The sequence below is a fragment of the Calothrix sp. PCC 7507 genome (assembly GCF_000316575.1).
Taxonomy (GTDB): domain Bacteria; phylum Cyanobacteriota; class Cyanobacteriia; order Cyanobacteriales; family Nostocaceae; genus Fortiea.
Genome location: NC_019682.1, coordinates 4,444,144 through 4,462,672, shown reverse-complemented (window position 1 = coordinate 4,462,672; position 18,529 = coordinate 4,444,144). Strand labels below are relative to the sequence as shown.

The window sequence follows — 18,529 nt, the reverse complement described above, 5'->3', positions numbered from 1 at the left end:
ATCCCCAATCCCCAATCCCCAATCCCCAATCCCCAATCCCTACTTATGAGAATTGCTTTGTTTGGTACTAGTGCCGATCCACCAACTGCTGGACATCAGGTGATTCTGAAATGGTTGTCTGAGCGTTATGATTGGGTGGCAGTTTGGGCAGCGGATAATCCTTTTAAGTCTCATCAAACGCCTTTAGAACATCGGGCGGCGATGTTGCGGTTGTTGATTGCGGATATCGATGCACCACAACAAAATGTGGCTTTGGAACAAGAATTGAGTAGCTTCAGAACATTGGAGACGATAGAAAAAGCTCAAGCACGTTGGGGAGAAGATACTGAGTATACCTTGGTGATTGGTTCAGATTTATTGGGTCAGTTACCCCGTTGGTATCAAGTTGAAGATTTATTACGCCAAGTGCAATTACTAGTAGTGCCGCGACCGGGATATGCGATAGATGAGTCTAGTTTGGAGGGAGTGCAAAATTTGGGAGGAAAGATTGCGATCGCCAGCTTGACTGGTCTTGATATTTCCTCAACAGCATATCGTGAACATGGAAATGCTGAAGCCTTGACTCCACCTATAGTTGCCTATATTCATCAAGAGCATTTGTACAAATGCCAGGACATCACCACAAAAAAATTCCAACTCCGCTAGATCAACAACCTTTGGCTGATTTTAAGGTGGGTGTTGATAATGTAATTTTCTCTGTAGATACAGCGCAAAATCGACTGCTAGTTCTTTTAGTCATGCGACAGCAGGAACCATTTTTAAATCACTGGAGTCTTCCCGGTACTTTGGTGCGTCAAGGTGAGTCTTTAGAAGATGCCGCTTATCGCATTATGGCAGAGAAAATTCGGGTCAACAATCTCTACTTAGAACAATTGTATACCTTTGGTGGACCTAAACGTGACCCACGAGAAGCAACTGATAGTTATGGTGTGCGTTATCTCTCAGTGAGTTACTTTGCTTTGGTCAGATTTGAAGAAGCAGAATTAATTGCTAATGGCGTGACAGGTATAGCTTGGTATCCAGTCAAAGAGGTGCCCCAATTAGCTTTTGATCACCACGAAGTTCTGGCTTATGGACACAGACGTTTGCGAAATAAGTTGGAGTATAGTCCGGTGGCTTTTGAAGTTTTGCCAGAAACATTTACCTTGAATGATTTATATCAGTTATACACTACTGTTTTAGGAGAGAATTTCTCTGATTATTCTAATTTTCGATCGCGTTTACTTAAGTTAGGTTTTTTATTAGATACCGGAATTAAAGTATCTAGAGGTGCTGGTCGTCCAGCTAGTTTGTATAAGTTTGATGCGGAGGCATTTGCTCCATTTAAAGATAAACCTTTAGTGTTCATTTAAATCAGTGAACAGCTAACAGTTAACAGTTAACAATTTTTTCTGGACTCTTTTGCTATCGCTCAGTAAAAGTAACTGATATAGGACTGGTATTTGATTTTTGAAATATATGTAGTAGGGTGGGCATTGCCCACCGTATCATGGTGTTGGTGGGCAATGCCCACCCTACTACTACTCTAGTCAGTACAAGTAACTGATAACTGATAACTGATAACTGATGTCTGTAGATGTACTAAGGGCAGAGTAACGTAGGCTGTGTTAAATCATAAATAAGCCCTAGTCTTAAAACTTCATAATTCCTAATTGTGCTTTTTTCCCTATCCCAAATCTCAAAGCGAACATCCAAAATGAAGATTGCGATCGCTCAACTTAATCCTACAATTGGTGATTTGCCAGGAAATGCCCAACAAATCCTGGAAGCTGCAAAACAAGCAGCAGCAGAGGGTGCGCGGTTGTTGTTGACACCAGAACTTTCTTTGTGCGGCTATCCACCAAGGGATTTATTACTAAATCCTAGTTTTGTGGCAGCGATGGGTGTCACCCTACAACAATTAGCTCAAGATTTACCACCAAATTTAGCTGTTTTGGTAGGAACTGTTGAAGAGAATTTAAAGGCGCATATCACAGGTGGTAAATCTTTATTTAACAGCATAGCTTTGTTAGAAGAGGGACAGGTCAAGCAAGTTTTTCATAAACGGCTTTTGCCTACCTATGATGTATTTGATGAACGCCGCTATTTTGAGCCAGGATTACAAGCTAATTATTTCACTCTAGATAATATCGATATCGGTGTCACAATTTGCGAAGATTTATGGAATGATGAAGAATTTTGGGGCAAACGTAGTTATACAGTAAATCCCATCGCTGATTTGGCAATTATCGGTGTGGATTTGATTGTGAATTTATCCGCTTCACCTTACAGTGTCGGTAAGCAACAGTTTCGAGAAGTGATGCTGAGGCATAGTGCGGTTCGTTTTCAACAACCGATGATCTATGCTAATCAGGTGGGAGGAAATGATGATTTAATCTTTGATGGTTGCAGTTTTGCGATGAATCGTCAAGGTGAAATCATTAGCCGTGCTAGTGGTTTTACAACTGATTTGGTAGTAGTTGAATTTGACGAAACACAGCAGGATTTAAAATCGGCTACTGTCGCATCCCCATTTGCATCTGAAGATGATGAGATTTGGCAGGCTTTGGTTTTGGGTGTGCGAGATTATGCCCGTAAGTGTCGTTTTTCTAAGGTAGTATTGGGTTTAAGTGGAGGGATTGATTCTTCACTAGTAGCGGCGATTGCTGTTGCTGCACTTGGTAAAGAAAATGTCCTCGGTATCCTGATGCCTTCACCTTATAGTTCCGAACATTCTATCAGTGATGCTTTGGCATTGAGTGAAAATCTGGGGATTAAGGCGCAAATTTTACCGATCGCTAACCTCATGCAATCTTTTGATCGATCGCTAGCTGATATGTTTGCTGGGACTGAATTTGGCATTGCTGAAGAGAATCTGCAATCCCGCATTCGGGGTAATTTATTAATGGCGATCGCTAATAAATTTGGTTATCTCTTATTGTCTACTGGTAATAAGTCCGAAATGGCGGTTGGCTATTGCACCCTTTACGGTGATATGAATGGCGGTTTAGCTGTCATTTCAGACGTTCCTAAAACCCGCGTTTATTCACTTTGCCACTACTTAAACCGCGATCGCGAAATTATTCCCCAAAATGTCCTCAATAAAGCACCAAGCGCCGAACTCAAACCCGGTCAAGTTGACCAAGACTCTCTACCCCCCTACGAAATTTTAGACGACATCTTGCAACGTCTGATTCACAACCACCAATCAGCAGACCAAGTTGTCGCCGCAGGCCACGATCCAGTGATTGTAGACCGAGTCATCCAGATGGTAGCGCGGGCTGAATTTAAGCGCCGACAAGCACCTCCAGGATTAAAAATCACCGATCGCGCCTTCGGTACTGGTTGGCGAATGCCAATTGCTAGCAACTGGTTTGCACTGAAAAATGCCTATCCAGCCAAAGCTTCCCCTACTCCTACCCTCAAGTAATTAACATAGAACAACTAGGGCGAACAACCGTTCGCCCCTACTATTTGTCGCATTCTTTATAATTTTAGGACTAGTAGTCTGTCAGGGTTGAAATGAGGGACTGTAGTGTGAGCGTCTCGCTCACGCGGGCTTTTCGGCCCGCACTACCAAAAACCCCTCAAAACAAAATTGACAAACCACTAGCCCTTTCAAGGTGACAAACGAAGATACGTTACTTTAGTGTGATCATCCTAAGTTATCCGCTCAGATTTTGGGATTTTTAAAGGTTGAAATAACCAATTTTCGTTCCGAATTTCACCACCTTGAAAGGGCTAAATTTTAGGACTTACGCATTGACAGGAAATGCAAAATATGCGTGAAAATAAAACACATCTTTCGTAGGGGTTTAGCACTGCTAAACCCTCCATAGCTTAAAAACTATTGAATTAATTCTTGAAAGCGTTTGTCGTTACGTACTTTAGCGAAATCTGCATCGGTTTTCGCTAATTTTTCGTACTTATTTGGAACTAGCTGCATTGCTCTTTTGAGGTTCGCAACTGCTAACTCTACGTTACGCTGTAGGGCGTAAGCACAAGCTTTGTTGTAATATGCTTCATGCTTGCTTGGCTTAATGGCGATCGCTTTGTCATATGATGCTATTGCATCTGTGTAGCGTTGCAACTTTGTCAGAGCAATACCCCGGTTAATCCAAGCTTCATATTTGTGAGGTTTGATGGCGATCGCTTTGTCATATGCTTTTATTGCTGCTTTGTAGCTTTGCAAAGAGCTTAAAGCATTACCCTGATTATACCACGCTTCATCCTTATTGGGTTGGATGGCGATCGCCTTGTTGTAAGATGTGATCGCGTCTTTGTAGTTGTGCAAATAGCTGAGAGCATTTCCTCGGTTAATCCACGCTTCTGCACTATCCGGTTTAATAGCGATCGCTTGGTCGTACAATTCTACAGCTTCTTGATACCGTTGCGCGTCTAACAAATTATTGCCTTGATTTAAAAAGTCTTCGGACTTTTGCCTAGCTTTTGCTTCTATCAGCAGTTGAGCAACATTACTTTCTTGTACAACTTGCTTAGTATTTTCTGCTGTTGAATTTGTCCAACTACCACAGCCAGATGTGAAGAAAGTGAGCAAACTAGAAGAAATCAAGCAGCGCCAAAATAACATGCTGCACCTACAGAATTGATAGTATACTACTAGAACTTGTTTGTGTTAACAAATAGTATCAGTTTACACTACTCTTTTTAGTTAACTGTGTGATTTTTGTAAAAACAAGTCTAGCATAAACTAGTCCAAACAATCACATTTTCAATATCAATAATACAATTACTTGATTGAAATCTGAGACAACTTCACCAAATTTTGCCGTGTGCGATCCCTGGCACTATTTAAAAAAGTTGGCTACTGGAAGATGTCATATTCAGTATTCATCTGTGGTTAGTGATGGTTTTATTTATATTTTTTGGAAGGAGTCTATCCTATCATTTATATCAAAACTAGCTGGTGTATAGAATAATGACTGGTTATATTAGGTCTCCTATTTGACTTTTGAAAAAACTCAGTACACCTCTCCTACCCTTCTTACAAGAGTGCCTATTATCTATTGCCTATAGCAAGATTGCCTACTTACGCAAATACGTTCAAAAATCAAACCAGATTGCTATAGGTTGCTAATCTTGCTTTACCATACTGTGTAGCAGTTAACATAGAACATCTGTTGAAATGAGTGTGCTGGGGCACAATACAAACCATGACAAATGAATCCAACTTCTCCGATCAACCAACCCCAGAAACCATTAGCGAAAACGACTTGGAACCAGATGATTTTGATGGTGGTGCAGGTGAAAACAGTCTGACACCAGGGGAATTAGCCAGCCAACAAGCCTTAGCGGCGATCGCGTCTTTGCAATCTCCACAAAATACCACAGTCCTCAAACAAGCCCGTTCTTTCAGCCAGCCAGTCACTGGTTATCCAGTCACTGTAAAACCAAGAGCATTACTAATTACCTTAGTAGCGATCGCCATCACTATCGTGGGACTGGTTTTAAATAACTGGATCATCGGCATTTTGGGAACACTAATAACTTTGGTGTTATCGCTGGCGATGTTATTACCTTGGTTGCAACATGTAGTCAATGAGTGGTTTTCGCCCCTAGACCGAACGCTGTTGGTGGCCTTTTTTGGTATCTTAGTAGCCATCATCGGCATATTAAACTTCACTGGTTTAGGCACTTACTTACTAAGTAGGGGAAGCAAGATAAACTGGGATATCGCTGGTACTTTAGCAGATTGGTTTGGGGCTTTGGGACAAATTCTCATCGCCATCATCGCTGTTTACGTCGCTTGGCGACAATACGTCATTTCCAAAGACTTGACTATTCAGCAAAACCTGCTCACAGTGCAGCAAAACATCATCACTCAGCAGCAGACAATAGATTCCTACTTCCAAGGTGTCTCAGACTTGGTGTTAGATGAAGAAGGTTTATTAGAAGATTGGCCCCAAGAAAGAGCGATCGCTGAAGGACGCACCGCTGCAATTCTCAGTAGTGTCGATGGTAGCGGTAAAGCGAAAATTCTCCGCTTTCTTTCTCGTTCCAAATTGCTGACACCACTAAAACGCGATCGCCGCCTAGGTCGAGCCATTCTCAACGGTGTTGGTGGTTACGCCGAAGACCGCCTAGAAGGTGTACGTGTCATCGATTTAGGCGTGATGCTAGCCGGCGCAGACCTGGCTGAAACCGATTTGCGTTGGACTGACCTGAGTGAAGCTAATCTTGTCCGTGCTAATCTCAGCAGTTGTGACTTAGTCAAAGCCAACCTTTCCCGCACCATCTTATACAATGCTAATCTCAATGGTGCAGACTTAAACGGCATCCGTCTATTTTATGGTTCCGTAGATAAGGCTTCACCCCGCAGTCGCACCGAACCACCAGACTACCAAACTGGCCAACACACCGGCGCAGTGGTACAAAATGCCGATTTCACCAACGTCAAACGCATGTCTGATTCAGCACGTTATTACTGCTGCACTTGGGGAGGAGAACAAACCAGAAACACTATTCCCGGTGGTTGCGAAGGCATTCCCAATCAGTTGGAACATTAGACCTCTTGCATAAATCTTTTTTTGCCTCACGCATACCGCCGTAGGCGGAACCCGCAGGGTAGACGCAAAGAAGAACGCGAAAATGACCACTTTTGCAAGCAGTCTATAGTTTTCCAAAGTAGTGGGAGCATCTTGCTCCCTCTGGGGTAGTAGCGGGCAAGATGCCCGCACTCCAGGTTTCAAAATGGACGAGGTTTATCTAATTAATAGCACTGCTGAAATAGTTAATTAATACATAACCCCATCTTAATCTTTAATGTATACATTCGCATTGTATAAAATCCATATTTAACTCTTGAGATAAATCTAGTAGTCTGTCAATTTTGTTTTGAGGGATTTTTGGTAGTGTGAGCGTCTCGCTCACGCGGGCAAGATGCCCGCACTACAGTCCATCATTTTTATCTTGACAGAGTACTAGTAGGGTGGGCACAGTCAACATAAGCCTGTATCTGACGATTTGTGCCAAAATAAACCGGATTCATATAATCGCTGGTTAATTTGTTGTTTATCTCAAAATACATATAGAGGACTCCTATTTGATTGCTGAACAAATTCAGTACACCTCTTATCCTTTCTGACCCAGTCCCCAATCCCTAGTCCCCAGTCCCTGACTACGCAAATAATTTCAAAAATCAGAGCGGGCTACTATATATCCTAGTTAAATTCACCATTTTTATACCAATCAAACTCTACTAAATCTTGTCAACAAAGCAGAGGAAATCTTCATGTCTAAATTGAGTCGGAGACAGATTTTAACGTTTTTTGCAGGTACTGTTGGCGCTGCTGCATTAGGAGACAAAATCCTAGAGGGTATTTCTCAAATTGCAGAAGCTAAAACTACATCTCTAAACTTTACACCAGTACGTTTGCCCCATCCTTTACCGATTTATCAACAACAAAAGAACTTTTTGCCCACAGGAAGAGGTCAGGGGAAAGTTTTAAATGCATCTGCTGATGTGAAGTTAACTAGCTACAGTGTTATTGATGATGTGGTAGTCCCACCAGAATATGAACGTTATGTGATTGTGAGTTGGGGCGATCGCTTATTTGCCAACAAAGACGAGTATGTCGGCTATAACTGCGATTATACTGCTTTTGTCCCCATCAACAAAAATCAAGATGAGGGCTATTTGTGGGTAAATCACGAATATGTGAGTTATCCTATTTCTGCTTTATTACTAGACGCTGATAATGATTTGCAAGGACTACCGACGGCTTTTGAGTCAGTAATTGGCTGGGCTTTACCAGCAACTAAAGATATTCAAGCTGAAGGGGAGTTTTTATATAATTTGGGTGGTTCAATTATTCGCCTGGCTCGCAATAAAAGCAGCAAGCGTTTTGCTGTGGTTAAAGATGCCAAAAATCGCCGAATTCATGGTCTTTCTGGATTAGGAATTAACAGCCAACGCACTGATAGTTATCAAAACATCACTGCTTGGGGAAATCTCAGTCACCAAAAAGGCGATCAAAACTATTTAATCGCTACAGGCCCAGCAGCTACCCAAGTTTTTAACATTAGCGCTGATGGTTTGGGTAACAAAATTATTGGTACTGCCTACAATTGTTCTGGCGGTACAACGCCTTGGGGCACTATCTTAACAGCTGAAGAAAACTTTCAAAATACAGTAGGTGTGACAGAAGCAGTCAAGAGTAATGGTACTCAAACAGAGTACACCGATGGCAGCACTGGTAAGACCTTTGGTTTAGTTGGAGAAAAATATGGCTGGATAGTAGAAATTGACCCAGCAGACCCAAATTTCCGTCCTCGCAAACACACTTGGTTAGGTCGCTACCACCACGAAAATATAACCTTACGAGCTGAAGCCGGGAAGAAATTAGTTGCTTACATGGGAGATGACAGGCGTGGGGGACACACTTGGAAATTTGTCAGCGCTGATAATGTTTCCTCCCCGACGAGTAAAAGCAACAGTAAGTTATGGGAAAAAGGTACGCTGTATGTGGCGCGTTACAATGCCGATGGTACAGGTCGCTGGCTACCACTACTCTTAAATACTGTCACTAATCCCATTTCGCCGACTGTACTTTCTTCAGTAGAATTTGATGCTTTAGGGAAAGTACAAAAAGAAGGACTTTTACCGCTACCGCGACGCAATGGTATTGCCCAGCAAACTAAAGATGGTGGTATATTCAAATGCGATCGCACTAATGAAGCCACAGCTTTACCTGCTTATCAAAATAAAAAGCTATCTGACTTTTACACTTCTCAAGGTGCTGTTCTCGCCGACGCTTTCCTCGCCGCAAACTTGATTGGTGGCACCCCCACAGCACGTCCCGAAGACTTAGAAGTGCATCCGCGCACCAAAGAAGTATTCATTGCTTACACCGATGGCGCACCAGGAAGCGATGGTTATCCTGATTCCCGCATTTTCCAAGTTGCCAAGTTAAACAAAACCGCTAACGCTACACAGCAATCAGGGGGATTATACAAAATTATTGAAGATAGTGCCGATGGTACAGGTCAAACCTTCCGCTGGCAAAGATTAGCACAAGGCGGAGAAGCGGGTTCTGTATCTGGTGCTGGTTTTGCTAATGTCGATAATTTGGTGTTCGACGAACAAGCAAACGTTTGGGGTGTGACAGATATGTCTACCAACACCCACAACGGTTTTAATCTTGGTGCTGCTGCCAAGCCAACCACCATCGATCATACAATTAGTGGCAATGTATCCGATTTCACTGGAGTTTTTGGCAATAACTGGCTATTCTTCATCCCCACTAGTGGGGCTAATGCCGGACAAGTGATACCATTTGCCCACGGGCCAGTGCGTTGTGAAATGACAGGCCCAACATTTGTAGCAGATACGCTGATTATTTCTGTACAGCATCCCGGTGAAGATTCGCCAATTAACGATGGCACAACACTCAGCCGCAGCATTGAGATATTAGATTTGAATGGTACAACATTCAATCAAACTCGCAGTGTTCCTCGTGGCAGTAGTTGGCCCAGTAATATCCCCGCCGCTGATGGTGGTAAAGGTCAGTCTACAGGTATTCCCCGTCCATCTGTAATTGGCATCCGGCGGAAAAACTCTGTAGGTAAGTTTATTTAACAGCGAACAGTTATCATACCGTTTCTTTGTGAAGCTGCATATAATTCACCCCCCGGCTATCGCCGTCCCCCCTTACCAAGGGGGGACTACAGGGGGGTATTATTATGTGCATCTTCATACAAAATAGGTATCAGTTATCAGTTATCAGGCTTTGTTGGGTTTGGCAAAGCCTCAACCCAACAAAGCTTTGATAATTTTGGGTTTAGTTTTGTGTGAAATGGAGATGTAAACTCATTTTATACATAATAAGTTTATGGTAATTCTGACACTGACGGCTGTTGCTACTGCGATCGCAACTACAGTGATGATTGCTCTCGATTACTGAATTAGGGATCGGTAGAACCGTTATCTTGAGCTAAATGTTGACTCAAAGCTTCAATGCTGGGATATTTGTAAACTATTTCAGAAGAAATACTAGACCCCAACCAATCTTCTAAATCCCCGACAACAGTAATAGCACTAGCTGAATCTAAGCCATAGCTATCAAAGGATTTATGGATGTCTATCTGTGCGGGTTCTATTTCTAATAAATCAGCAAGGTAAGAAATGAACCAAGCTTGAATTGCTTCTAAATTTTTGTTTTTCATGATTCTGCAAGAATGTATTTAATTTATTTTTCGTCTTTTGTCTATTTATTTATTTTTACCCCATAACTCTAGGGTTCCGTTAATAAAAGCATTTCGGCAAGCATGACGCTGAATTTTGCCACTTGACGTTTTGCAAATACTACCCATTTTTATCAGTGCGATCGCATGGACTTGTAATTCATGTTGCTGTGCGATCGCAGTCCTAATCACTTCGGCAACAGCATCATTATCTAAGTTTCTGTAATGACGGTCTATTTCTTGGACAATTACTAATCTTTCTTCCCCTTTGCAATCAATTGTAAAAGCTGCTCCGGCTCCGGGTATTAATGCCTCGTGACTATCAGCTACAGTCATCTCAATGTCTTGAGGATAATGGTTGCGACCGCGAATAATAATTAAATCCTTTAGACGACCAGTAATAAATAATTCGCCATTATGCAAGAACCCCAAGTCTCCCGTGCGGAAAAACTGTCTTTTTGAGTCAGCAAGACTAGCCCGAAATACTTGCTCGGTTAGTTCGAGACGATTCCAGTAACCTTGAGCAATACTCGAGCCGGCAACCCAAATTTCACCAACTTCATCAGCAGCACAGCGAATGAAAGTTTCAGGATTGGCGATCGCAATCTCTTGATTAATGTATGTCTGCCCGCAACCGACCAAAGTTCGAGTTCCTTCGGTTCCTTGTGCTAAAACGATGCGGTTTTGTGCTAGTTCATCTTCTCGAGCTGTGATGTAAACGGGTGCATCTGTTTTTATTCCACCAGAAACAAATAAAGTTGTTTCTGCCATTCCATAACAGGGATAAAAAGCTTCTTTTCGGAAACCACAGGATGCAAAGGTAGATGAAAACTTTTCAATCGTTTCTACACGTACAGGTTCGGCTCCGTTAAAAGCTACATCCCAACTGCTTAAATCGAGGGTAGATAGTTGTTCGGGAGTCACTTTTCGTATACACAAGTCATAAGCAAAATTAGGGCCACCACTGGTAGTACCCTGGTAGCGGGAAATTGCTTCTAGCCAGCGAATCGGACGTTGCAGAAAAGCAACTGGAGACATGAGAATACAGCGAACACCCAAGTACAAAGGTTGCAGTACATTACCAATTAAGCCCATATCGTGATATAGGGGCAACCAGCCAACGATAATGGTTTTCTCTGTATGTTGAAAACCTGCCTGAATCATCTTTTGATTGTGGAGTAAATTTTCGTGACTAACCATTACTCCTTTGGGTGTACCCGTAGAACCTGATGTGTATTGCAAAAATGCTAGGGAATCGCTATCTATTTCTGGCTGCTGCCATTTGTTGGCTAAATTATTATCAGTACTATCAGTAGTTAGCCAGTTTAATGCTCTTAAATCAGGTAATTCCGCTAACTGTCGCTCTAAATTTGAGAGAACAGCCGTATTCGTCAGTACTGTACTAGCTTCTGCATCAGCAACAATTGACTGAAGTCGGTGTAAAGAGCGATTTGGACGAGGTGGATAAGCTGGGACTGCGATCGCACCAGCATACAGACACCCAAAGAAAGCTGCAATATACTCTAAACCCGGTGGGTACAACAACAAAACTCGCTCTTTGAATTGCAAATAAGCGGCAATAGTTTGAGCTTGTTGATCTAATTCTGCATAAGTTAAGTTAACTGTATCTTTTTCACCATCTAGTAAAAATGTATAAGCTATTTCGTCAGGTTGATGAAATGCTCTAAAGCGCAGCAGTTCGATTAATGTTGCAAATTTTTCTGAAGTCAAATCGGGACAAAAAACCATGTTAATGTTTACCAGTTATTGAGGATTTATGTAATTTTTGTAAATGACACCAAATATCAAAAATAGCTGAAATCTGTTGAGAGAATTCACCTAATAGCTGCTCGTCTTTCCGATCAAAACAGTTATTACCAATCTTATTTAAAACTTGTGAAATTGCCAAGACTTTACTTTGACTATTTAAAATTGGTAAGCATAAAATATTTCGAGTTTGATATCCAGTTTGTTCGTCAATTGCTGGGCTATAGCGGTAATCTTGCGAAGCTATGGGAATATTCAAGCATTCTCTAGTTGCTGACACATGAGCAGCAATCCCAAAATGAGCAGTTATGCCAACTTTTAAAAGTTTTTTGCGATTACTCTGAACAATTTTTGACCACAAGTTTCCCGGAGTATCATCTACTATAAAAATAGTGCTTCGCTCGGCTTGTAATAGATGCGTAATTTTCAAAGTTATTGCCTCGATAATTTCTTCTAAACACTTTCTTGTAGCTTCATTATCGATTAAGATTAAAAAACTTTGAAATTCTCCTGTCACTTGCTGAAGTAAACTTAAAAAATCTTTTAATGACAAATCTTCAACATGATTAATCAACTCCCATTTTAAACTTGCCAACCGATGAGAATTATTTGAAGATGTATTTTTTGATGAAGTAAGAAACCCATCTTCCAAACTAATAATTCTATCTGCGACATCGAGGATGCGGTTATCGTGAGTCACTAACAAAATTGCACAATCTTGCTGTTTCGCTAGATATTGCAGCATTTCAACAACATCTCGCCCACTTTTTTTATCCAAAGCAGCTGTGGGTTCGTCCGCAAGAATTACACTAGGGTTTGTGACAAGAGCGCGGGCGATCGCTACCCTTTGTTTTTGTCCTCCAGACATTTGATTGGGATAATAATTAACTCGTTCGCCCAGTCCTACCATTTCTAGTATTGCTTGCGCTTTTCGTTCAGCTTCTCGTTTAGAAATGCCGCCATGCAAAGCTAATGACATTTGTACATTCTGGCTAGCTGTTAAAGAAGTTAGTAAATTATGAGATTGAAATATAAAACCAATATTTTTTCGGACATTTTCTAAAAGTTTATTATTAGCTCGATTTAACTGCTGTCCTAAAACTGTCAAGCTACCTTCTTGAACTGAACGCAAAGCACCAATTAAAGTTAATAGGGTAGTTTTTCCTGAACCCGAAGGTCCAGTTACAATCACAATTTCTCCAGCTTGAATTTCTGTACTGATATCAAACAAGATTTGCTTTCGCAGTTGTCCCGTACCGTAATAATGATTAATTTTGCTAACTTTAATTACTGGTTCAATTCTCATCTTTTTTGCTCGTATACTTCTGCTGGGTCTAGTCCTTGTATTTTTTTGGCACCGATTAATCCTGCAAATATACACATAAAAATCGTGAGAATTGCTACCAAGGAGGCAACACCAAGACTCATCTCCACTAATAAACCAGTAGATTTTGCCATAACCTGATAAATTAATATGCTTGCAAATAAGCCTGGAAAAAAACCAATTATTGCTAAGATTGCTGACTGCAATACAATAATGGCAACCAAGTATGAATTAGAATATCCGATGGCTCTGAGAGTGCCGTATTGAGGTAAGTTATTATTAATATCTGTATAAATAATGTTATAAACAACAATTATGCCGACAAAAAAGCCAATTACTGTCCCTAAACCAAACATAAAACCAATGGGAGTAGATTTATCAAAATACTTGATATCTTGCTCCATAAATTCCTTTTTAGTCATGACTACAACATCTGGAGGCAAAGACTTATTGAGGATTTCTACCAAGGTTTTGACATTAAAATGGTGCGATTTAATCTTAATTAATCCAAAATCAACATCATCTAAGGAAGTACGAATATTACCAAAATCCCCGTAAGGGTGTCCGTTAAATATTCTGAGAAAATTCTGGTCGCTAGTAATTAAATTTCCATCAGCAACAAAATCAGTCCCTAACTGAAAGTTTCCGATAATCTTCACCTTTCTGTCGAGTAATTCTACCTCTACTCCTGGTGTAATCTCGCCAAAATCTTGACGAGATTTTTTATCTGCTATCACAGTGTCGGGAAACTGTAAAGCATTAATATAATTAGGAATGTCGGGAATTAAAAAAGTTTGAGATTTTAAGTTATATCCAAAAATTCTGATGGGACGTTGACGTACACCCCCTTGATTTTTCCAAATCCCCATAGCTAAATACAACGGTGAAACTGCTTGCACGCCATCAAATCCTTGGACTTGATATAATCTATTTTTCTTAAAAGTATAGTCATAAAAGCTAACGTATCGATGACGGCTAGTTAGGATTAAATCTGCATCCAAACGATTGATAAACTCAACGCTACTTTGAAGCATTGCATTGCGAAATCCTAATTGGATAAACATCAGCAAAACTGCAAAAACAACTGCACCTAATGCTGTAATAAAGCGCTGTTTATTATGAACTAAGTTAATCCAAGCTAGAGAAAACTTAAATAAGAGCATATTTAGAAAACATCAGCAGGGTCAGTTGTTAAAACTTGGCGTAACGATAATAAAGCAGATATAGAACACATAATATTAGCTAATATAAAAACAAAACTAGCGCGTCCATAACTCATTTCCATTGGTAAGCCTGTAGCTAACCGAGTTATAGTATATAAACTTGAACTAATAAAAAAACCAGGTAAAAAACCAAGAAAAGCAAGAATAACTGCTTCTTGTAAAACTACTTTAGATAATCTCAAATTACTGTACCCAATTGCTTTTAATGTGGCATATTCGCCCAGATGCTCTGTAATATCGCTATAAAGTACTTGATAAACTATTACAGTTCCCACAATAAAAGCCATGATTGCTCCTGTACCGAAAATTATGCCGATGGAAGTTGATGTTAGCCAGTAGTTTTTATCTCTTTCTCCAGCTTGTTCGCGGCTTAAAACTTCGACATCTTTCGGTAATACTTGCCGTAAATTTTGGATAATCTTATTGATATTGTCCTGATGATTTACCTTAATTAATCCTAAACTAATATCATCAAATGAACGACCAGTATAAAGACGAATAAAGTTTTGGTCGTTCATGACGACAGTCCCATCTGCCCGCAAACTATTTGTCATCGAAAAAAATCCAATTACTTCAATATCACGACCTCCCAGTTCAGTCTTTAAGCCAACTTGCCGCGAACCAAATTCAGGTCGTGAATAGCGGTTGATTAATAACTTATCCTGGCTTTGCAGTTCTAGTCTATATTTATTAATCTCTGGGTCTTTAAATACTTTATCTTTAGGATTAAAGCCCATTGTCAATATTGAACGTGTGAACTTAGTTTCTGGATTGCGCCATTGTTTAAATGAAATATAAAAAGGTGCAACCGAAGCCACACCAGGAATTGCGGCTGCTTGATATAAACGTTGCCGAGAAAATGGTAATGTATAACTAGCTTCGAGTGATTTTGGAGAAATCAAAACAATGTCAAAGTTAAGATTATCGTAAATGAAAGTAGCTGTTTTGAGTACAGCACCTAAAAATCCCAACTGCATAAAAATCAGAGTAACCGCGAAACCAATTGCAGAAAGTGCAACAAAAAATCGAGTTTTAGCATGAATTAAATTCAGCCATGCTAATGCAGGGCCATTCCAAGTTTGAGCATTTTTACGGTTTCGCACCTATTTTCCCCGGATTATTTAACTGAATTCGGACATCGACTTGCAGGTTACTAAAATTAGCAACCTGTTCACTTTGTTGTAAACGAATTTTGACTTCGACAATTCGGGCATCTTTTTCTGCTGTTGGATCATCGCCGATGATGTTATTTTTAAATACGAGATTGCCAACTTTGTCAACAGTTCCTTTAATCGGTTTAGTAAAAGCTGGACTAGTAATAACTGCCTCCTGACCAAATTTGACTTTACTCACATCGGTTTCATATACTTCTGCAACAGCAAACATTTGCTGTGTATCACCTAGCTGTAAAATACTTTTTTGAGAAATTGCTTCACCAGTGTGGGCGAAAACTTTGAGAACTTTACCATCTTGCGGAGCGCGAATAATTGAACGTTCTAACTGAGCTTGTGCTAAAGCCAGATTATTTTTGGCAGGTTCTAGTCCGCTATGACTGTCCACTCTTGCTAAATTAACTTGGGAAGCTTTAAAAGCTGTTTGGGCAGTGCGAATATTAGACGAACGAGTTTGAGCTAACTGTTCTAAAGTTGCTTTCGCTTGATTGAGATTTTCTTCAGCTTGACGGACAATTAATTGCTTATTATCAAAATCTTGTTTGGCGATCGCACCTTGTTGAGACAAATATTGAAAGCGATCGCGTGTTTTAATTACCTCGCTTAATTCCACTTCTGCTTTGCGAATCAAAGCTTGCTGCGATTTAATTTGTAGGAGTTGGGGTGTATTAACTTGTTCAATTTCTGACTGAGATTTCTCAGCTTCAACTTGACGCAGTAATGTATCAGTTTTAATTTGTTCCTGGATTTCCCGAACTTTAGCTGCGGCTAAATTTCGGGTTTGCAGTCTTTCGTTATAACTCTCTAAATAAGCTAAAATTTGTCCATTTTTAACGTTATCTCCTTCCGCAACTTCCAAATGTCCAATTCGTTCGCCCACAGGGCCGGCTACAGATATAATTTCTCCAGCTGGTTCCAAGCGTCCTAGTGCGATTATTTCTAGCTTTTGGGATGCGATCGCATTTTCCCTCGGTTCGGGAGTAGCAACTTTTTTAGAGGTTAATACGTAGGTAGTCGCACTTGATAATGCAACAAGTATGACTACTGACGCTAGACCCAAAGAACCGAACTTACTACGTTGCGACGATTCCGATCTTGTTAATATACGGCTACTACCAATCCTTGCTGGTGATTTTGATGGTAACTCTTGCCAAGGAGCTGCTTCTAAAGTCGCGGACATGACCGAGTTAACTGGTGCGATACTGCCTCTGGGGGTGTCTGATGCGATCGCATGATATTCTTCGATATTTTCTTTGGCAAATGTATCGGATGACAATAAGCGATTAGTATCGTTAAAAGCCGACAAAGAATTACTCAATAATAATGCTTCTTCTCTGTCAATCACGACTAATTGCACGCTTGTTTTAGCCCGGACAGTTGCAATCTGAGGGCTATTTTCTACGATAGTTACTTCACCAAAATGTTTGCCAGAACCGAGAGTTTGAATAATTACTTCCCCATTCGACATTTCTTGTAAAACTTCCACCTCTCCATTGCGGATTAAATACAAGCAACGACCAATATCTCCTTGTTTAACAATGACTTGTCCTGGTTGGAAATATGCTTGTTTTAAACTTTGCTTTTCTTGCGCTTTCATGCTGATAATATCTCGACCTAAAAAAGGCCACATTGACCAATCGATTAGAAGTCGAAGCTTTCGCTCCCACGATGGCACAAAAATAAACAAAGCTATTCTCCACGCAACCCAAGCATTAAACCCGTATAATGGCACACCTTTTAAATGTGCGATCGCGTGACGATTTCCCAGAGAAACAGCATCCCCAAGTCCAGTAAATTTATAAGCTTTTAGTTTTCTACTTTCGATTGAACGTAGAATATTGCTACCAATTTGATAGCCACAAGTCAAAGCATAAATAGCTAAGGGTGGACAAGTACCTCCCGTTGGTAAAGGAACCGCAGCACAATCTCCTCCTGCCCAAACATTATTTGTTCCTTTGACTCGGACAAACTCATCTGTAACAATTTTGCCGTATTTATCCCGTTCCAACGGGAGTTTGTCTAATAAAGGTGATTGTGCTGTTCCCGTACAACTAATAATTGTCCGAGTCGAAATTCGCTCTCCATTACTAAGTATTGCTTCTTCTGGTGTCGCGGCAACAATACGAGTATTAGTAATAATTTCTAAATTAGAGAATTCTTCATGGAGAAAGTTTTCAGCATACCTTACCAACTCTGGAAACCGTAATACTAGTTCGGATAAAATCCGTTCCCCGCTATGAATAACTATTACCTTGATTTCATCAGGTGCAATTTGCCGATACTCTTTTTTAATCAAAATACGGAAATGGTCAGCTAACTCAGTTGCAACTTCAATACCACCATAATTCCCTCCAGCAACTACAAATGTTAGCAAACGCGATCGCTCTTCTGCGTCTGTTTCAATTTCCGCTAATTCCAACATTTGAATGATGTGATTGCGGATGTTATAACAGTCATTAAAAGATTTTAATTTCATTGCATGTTCGGCAATACCGGGATACCTTGATAAGTCATCCACCGAACCTAATGAAATCACTAAATGGTCGTAAGATACTTCATATTGCCTTCCATCTAGAGAACGACTAGTAGTAATAACTTGCTTGATAACGTCTATATTCTCAATTTCTGCATTATAAAAATATGCGGGTTCAAATATTCTTCTAGCTGGACTTGCAACCTGACTAGGTTGAATTTTTCCAGTCAACATCTCAGCAATAAAGCCGTGATAAGTATGATAGTTATCTCGACTGATAACTATCATCTCGACTTTTTTATAGATGATGGCATTTCGCAGTGCTTTCGTTAACCACATGGCAACATAGCCACCACCCAGACAGACAACACGTATTGGGTTACTCATA

The 18,529-nt window shown here is 40.5% G+C and carries 12 protein-coding genes and 1 pseudogene; 5 read left to right on the top strand and 8 right to left on the bottom strand.

Annotated features, from left to right (window positions below; translation table 11 throughout):
• Positions 1 to 45 precede the first annotated feature (45 nt).
• From CAL7507_RS19015 to CAL7507_RS19005, 3 genes are all read left to right on the top strand, one after another.
• Positions 46 to 645 carry a nicotinate-nucleotide adenylyltransferase gene (locus CAL7507_RS19015; protein WP_015130118.1) on the top strand — a complete coding sequence of 200 codons (600 nt, stop codon included), beginning with the start codon at positions 46 to 48 and terminating at the stop codon, positions 643 to 645.
• Positions 606 to 1,352: an NUDIX domain-containing protein gene (locus tag CAL7507_RS19010; RefSeq protein WP_015130117.1), complete on the top strand. Its 747-nt coding sequence runs from the start codon at positions 606 to 608 to the stop codon at positions 1,350 to 1,352. The genes CAL7507_RS19015 and CAL7507_RS19010 overlap by 40 nt, the downstream gene beginning before the upstream one ends.
• A 344-nt stretch (positions 1,353 to 1,696) precedes the next feature.
• A complete protein-coding gene (locus CAL7507_RS19005; RefSeq protein ID WP_015130116.1) occupies positions 1,697 to 3,409 on the top strand; it encodes an NAD+ synthase in 1,713 nt (570 codons plus the stop codon).
• A gap of 417 nt (positions 3,410 to 3,826) precedes the next feature.
• On the opposite strand, the gene CAL7507_RS19000 is transcribed toward CAL7507_RS19005, so the two are convergent.
• Positions 3,827 to 4,570, bottom strand: coding sequence for a tetratricopeptide repeat protein (locus tag CAL7507_RS19000; protein ID WP_015130115.1), 744 nt, complete (start codon positions 4,568 to 4,570; stop codon positions 3,827 to 3,829).
• A gap of 583 nt (positions 4,571 to 5,153) precedes the next feature.
• Here CAL7507_RS19000 and CAL7507_RS18995 point away from each other — a divergent pair.
• Both CAL7507_RS18995 and CAL7507_RS18990 read left to right on the top strand, forming a co-directional pair.
• Complete coding sequence (locus CAL7507_RS18995) at positions 5,154 to 6,506, top strand: pentapeptide repeat-containing protein (protein ID WP_015130114.1); 1,353 nt, start codon at positions 5,154 to 5,156, stop codon at positions 6,504 to 6,506.
• Positions 6,507 to 7,231: 725 nt separating this feature from the next.
• Positions 7,232 to 9,577 carry a PhoX family phosphatase gene (locus tag CAL7507_RS18990; protein WP_015130112.1) on the top strand — a complete coding sequence of 782 codons (2,346 nt, stop codon included), beginning with the start codon at positions 7,232 to 7,234 and terminating at the stop codon, positions 9,575 to 9,577.
• Between the two features lie 326 nt (positions 9,578 to 9,903).
• On the opposite strand, the gene CAL7507_RS18985 is transcribed toward CAL7507_RS18990, so the two are convergent.
• The 7 genes and pseudogenes from CAL7507_RS18985 to CAL7507_RS18960 all read right to left on the bottom strand — a co-directional run bounded on the left by CAL7507_RS18985 (position 9,904) and on the right by CAL7507_RS18960 (position 18,528).
• Complete coding sequence (locus tag CAL7507_RS18985) at positions 9,904 to 10,164, bottom strand: acyl carrier protein (RefSeq protein ID WP_015130111.1); 261 nt, start codon at positions 10,162 to 10,164, stop codon at positions 9,904 to 9,906.
• 45 nt (positions 10,165 to 10,209) lie between these two features.
• Positions 10,210 to 11,931, bottom strand: coding sequence for a fatty acyl-AMP ligase (locus CAL7507_RS18980; protein WP_015130110.1), 1,722 nt, complete (start codon positions 11,929 to 11,931; stop codon positions 10,210 to 10,212).
• A 1-nt stretch (position 11,932) separates the two neighbouring features.
• Entirely contained in the window at positions 11,933 to 12,466 is a 534-nt protein-coding gene (locus CAL7507_RS33150; protein WP_236556989.1) for a GAF domain-containing protein, read from the bottom strand.
• A 117-nt stretch (positions 12,467 to 12,583) separates the two neighbouring features.
• Positions 12,584 to 13,255 (bottom strand): annotated as a pseudogene (locus CAL7507_RS33145) (DevA family ABC transporter ATP-binding protein); the annotation flags it as partial.
• The gene (devC, locus tag CAL7507_RS18970; RefSeq protein WP_015130108.1) at positions 13,252 to 14,436 is read right to left on the bottom strand and encodes an ABC transporter permease DevC; all 1,185 of its coding nucleotides are present in this window, start codon (positions 14,434 to 14,436) and stop codon (positions 13,252 to 13,254) included. The gene devC (CAL7507_RS18970) and the pseudogene CAL7507_RS33145, both read right to left, overlap by 4 nt.
• Before the next feature lie 2 nt (positions 14,437 to 14,438).
• Complete coding sequence (gene devC, locus CAL7507_RS18965; protein WP_015130107.1) at positions 14,439 to 15,599, bottom strand: ABC transporter permease DevC; 1,161 nt, start codon at positions 15,597 to 15,599, stop codon at positions 14,439 to 14,441.
• On the bottom strand, positions 15,586 to 18,528 hold the full coding sequence (locus CAL7507_RS18960) for an FAD-dependent oxidoreductase (protein ID WP_015130106.1): 2,943 nt from the start codon (positions 18,526 to 18,528) through the stop codon (positions 15,586 to 15,588). The genes devC (CAL7507_RS18965) and CAL7507_RS18960 overlap by 14 nt, the downstream gene beginning before the upstream one ends.
• Between the last annotated feature and the right edge of the window lies 1 nt (position 18,529).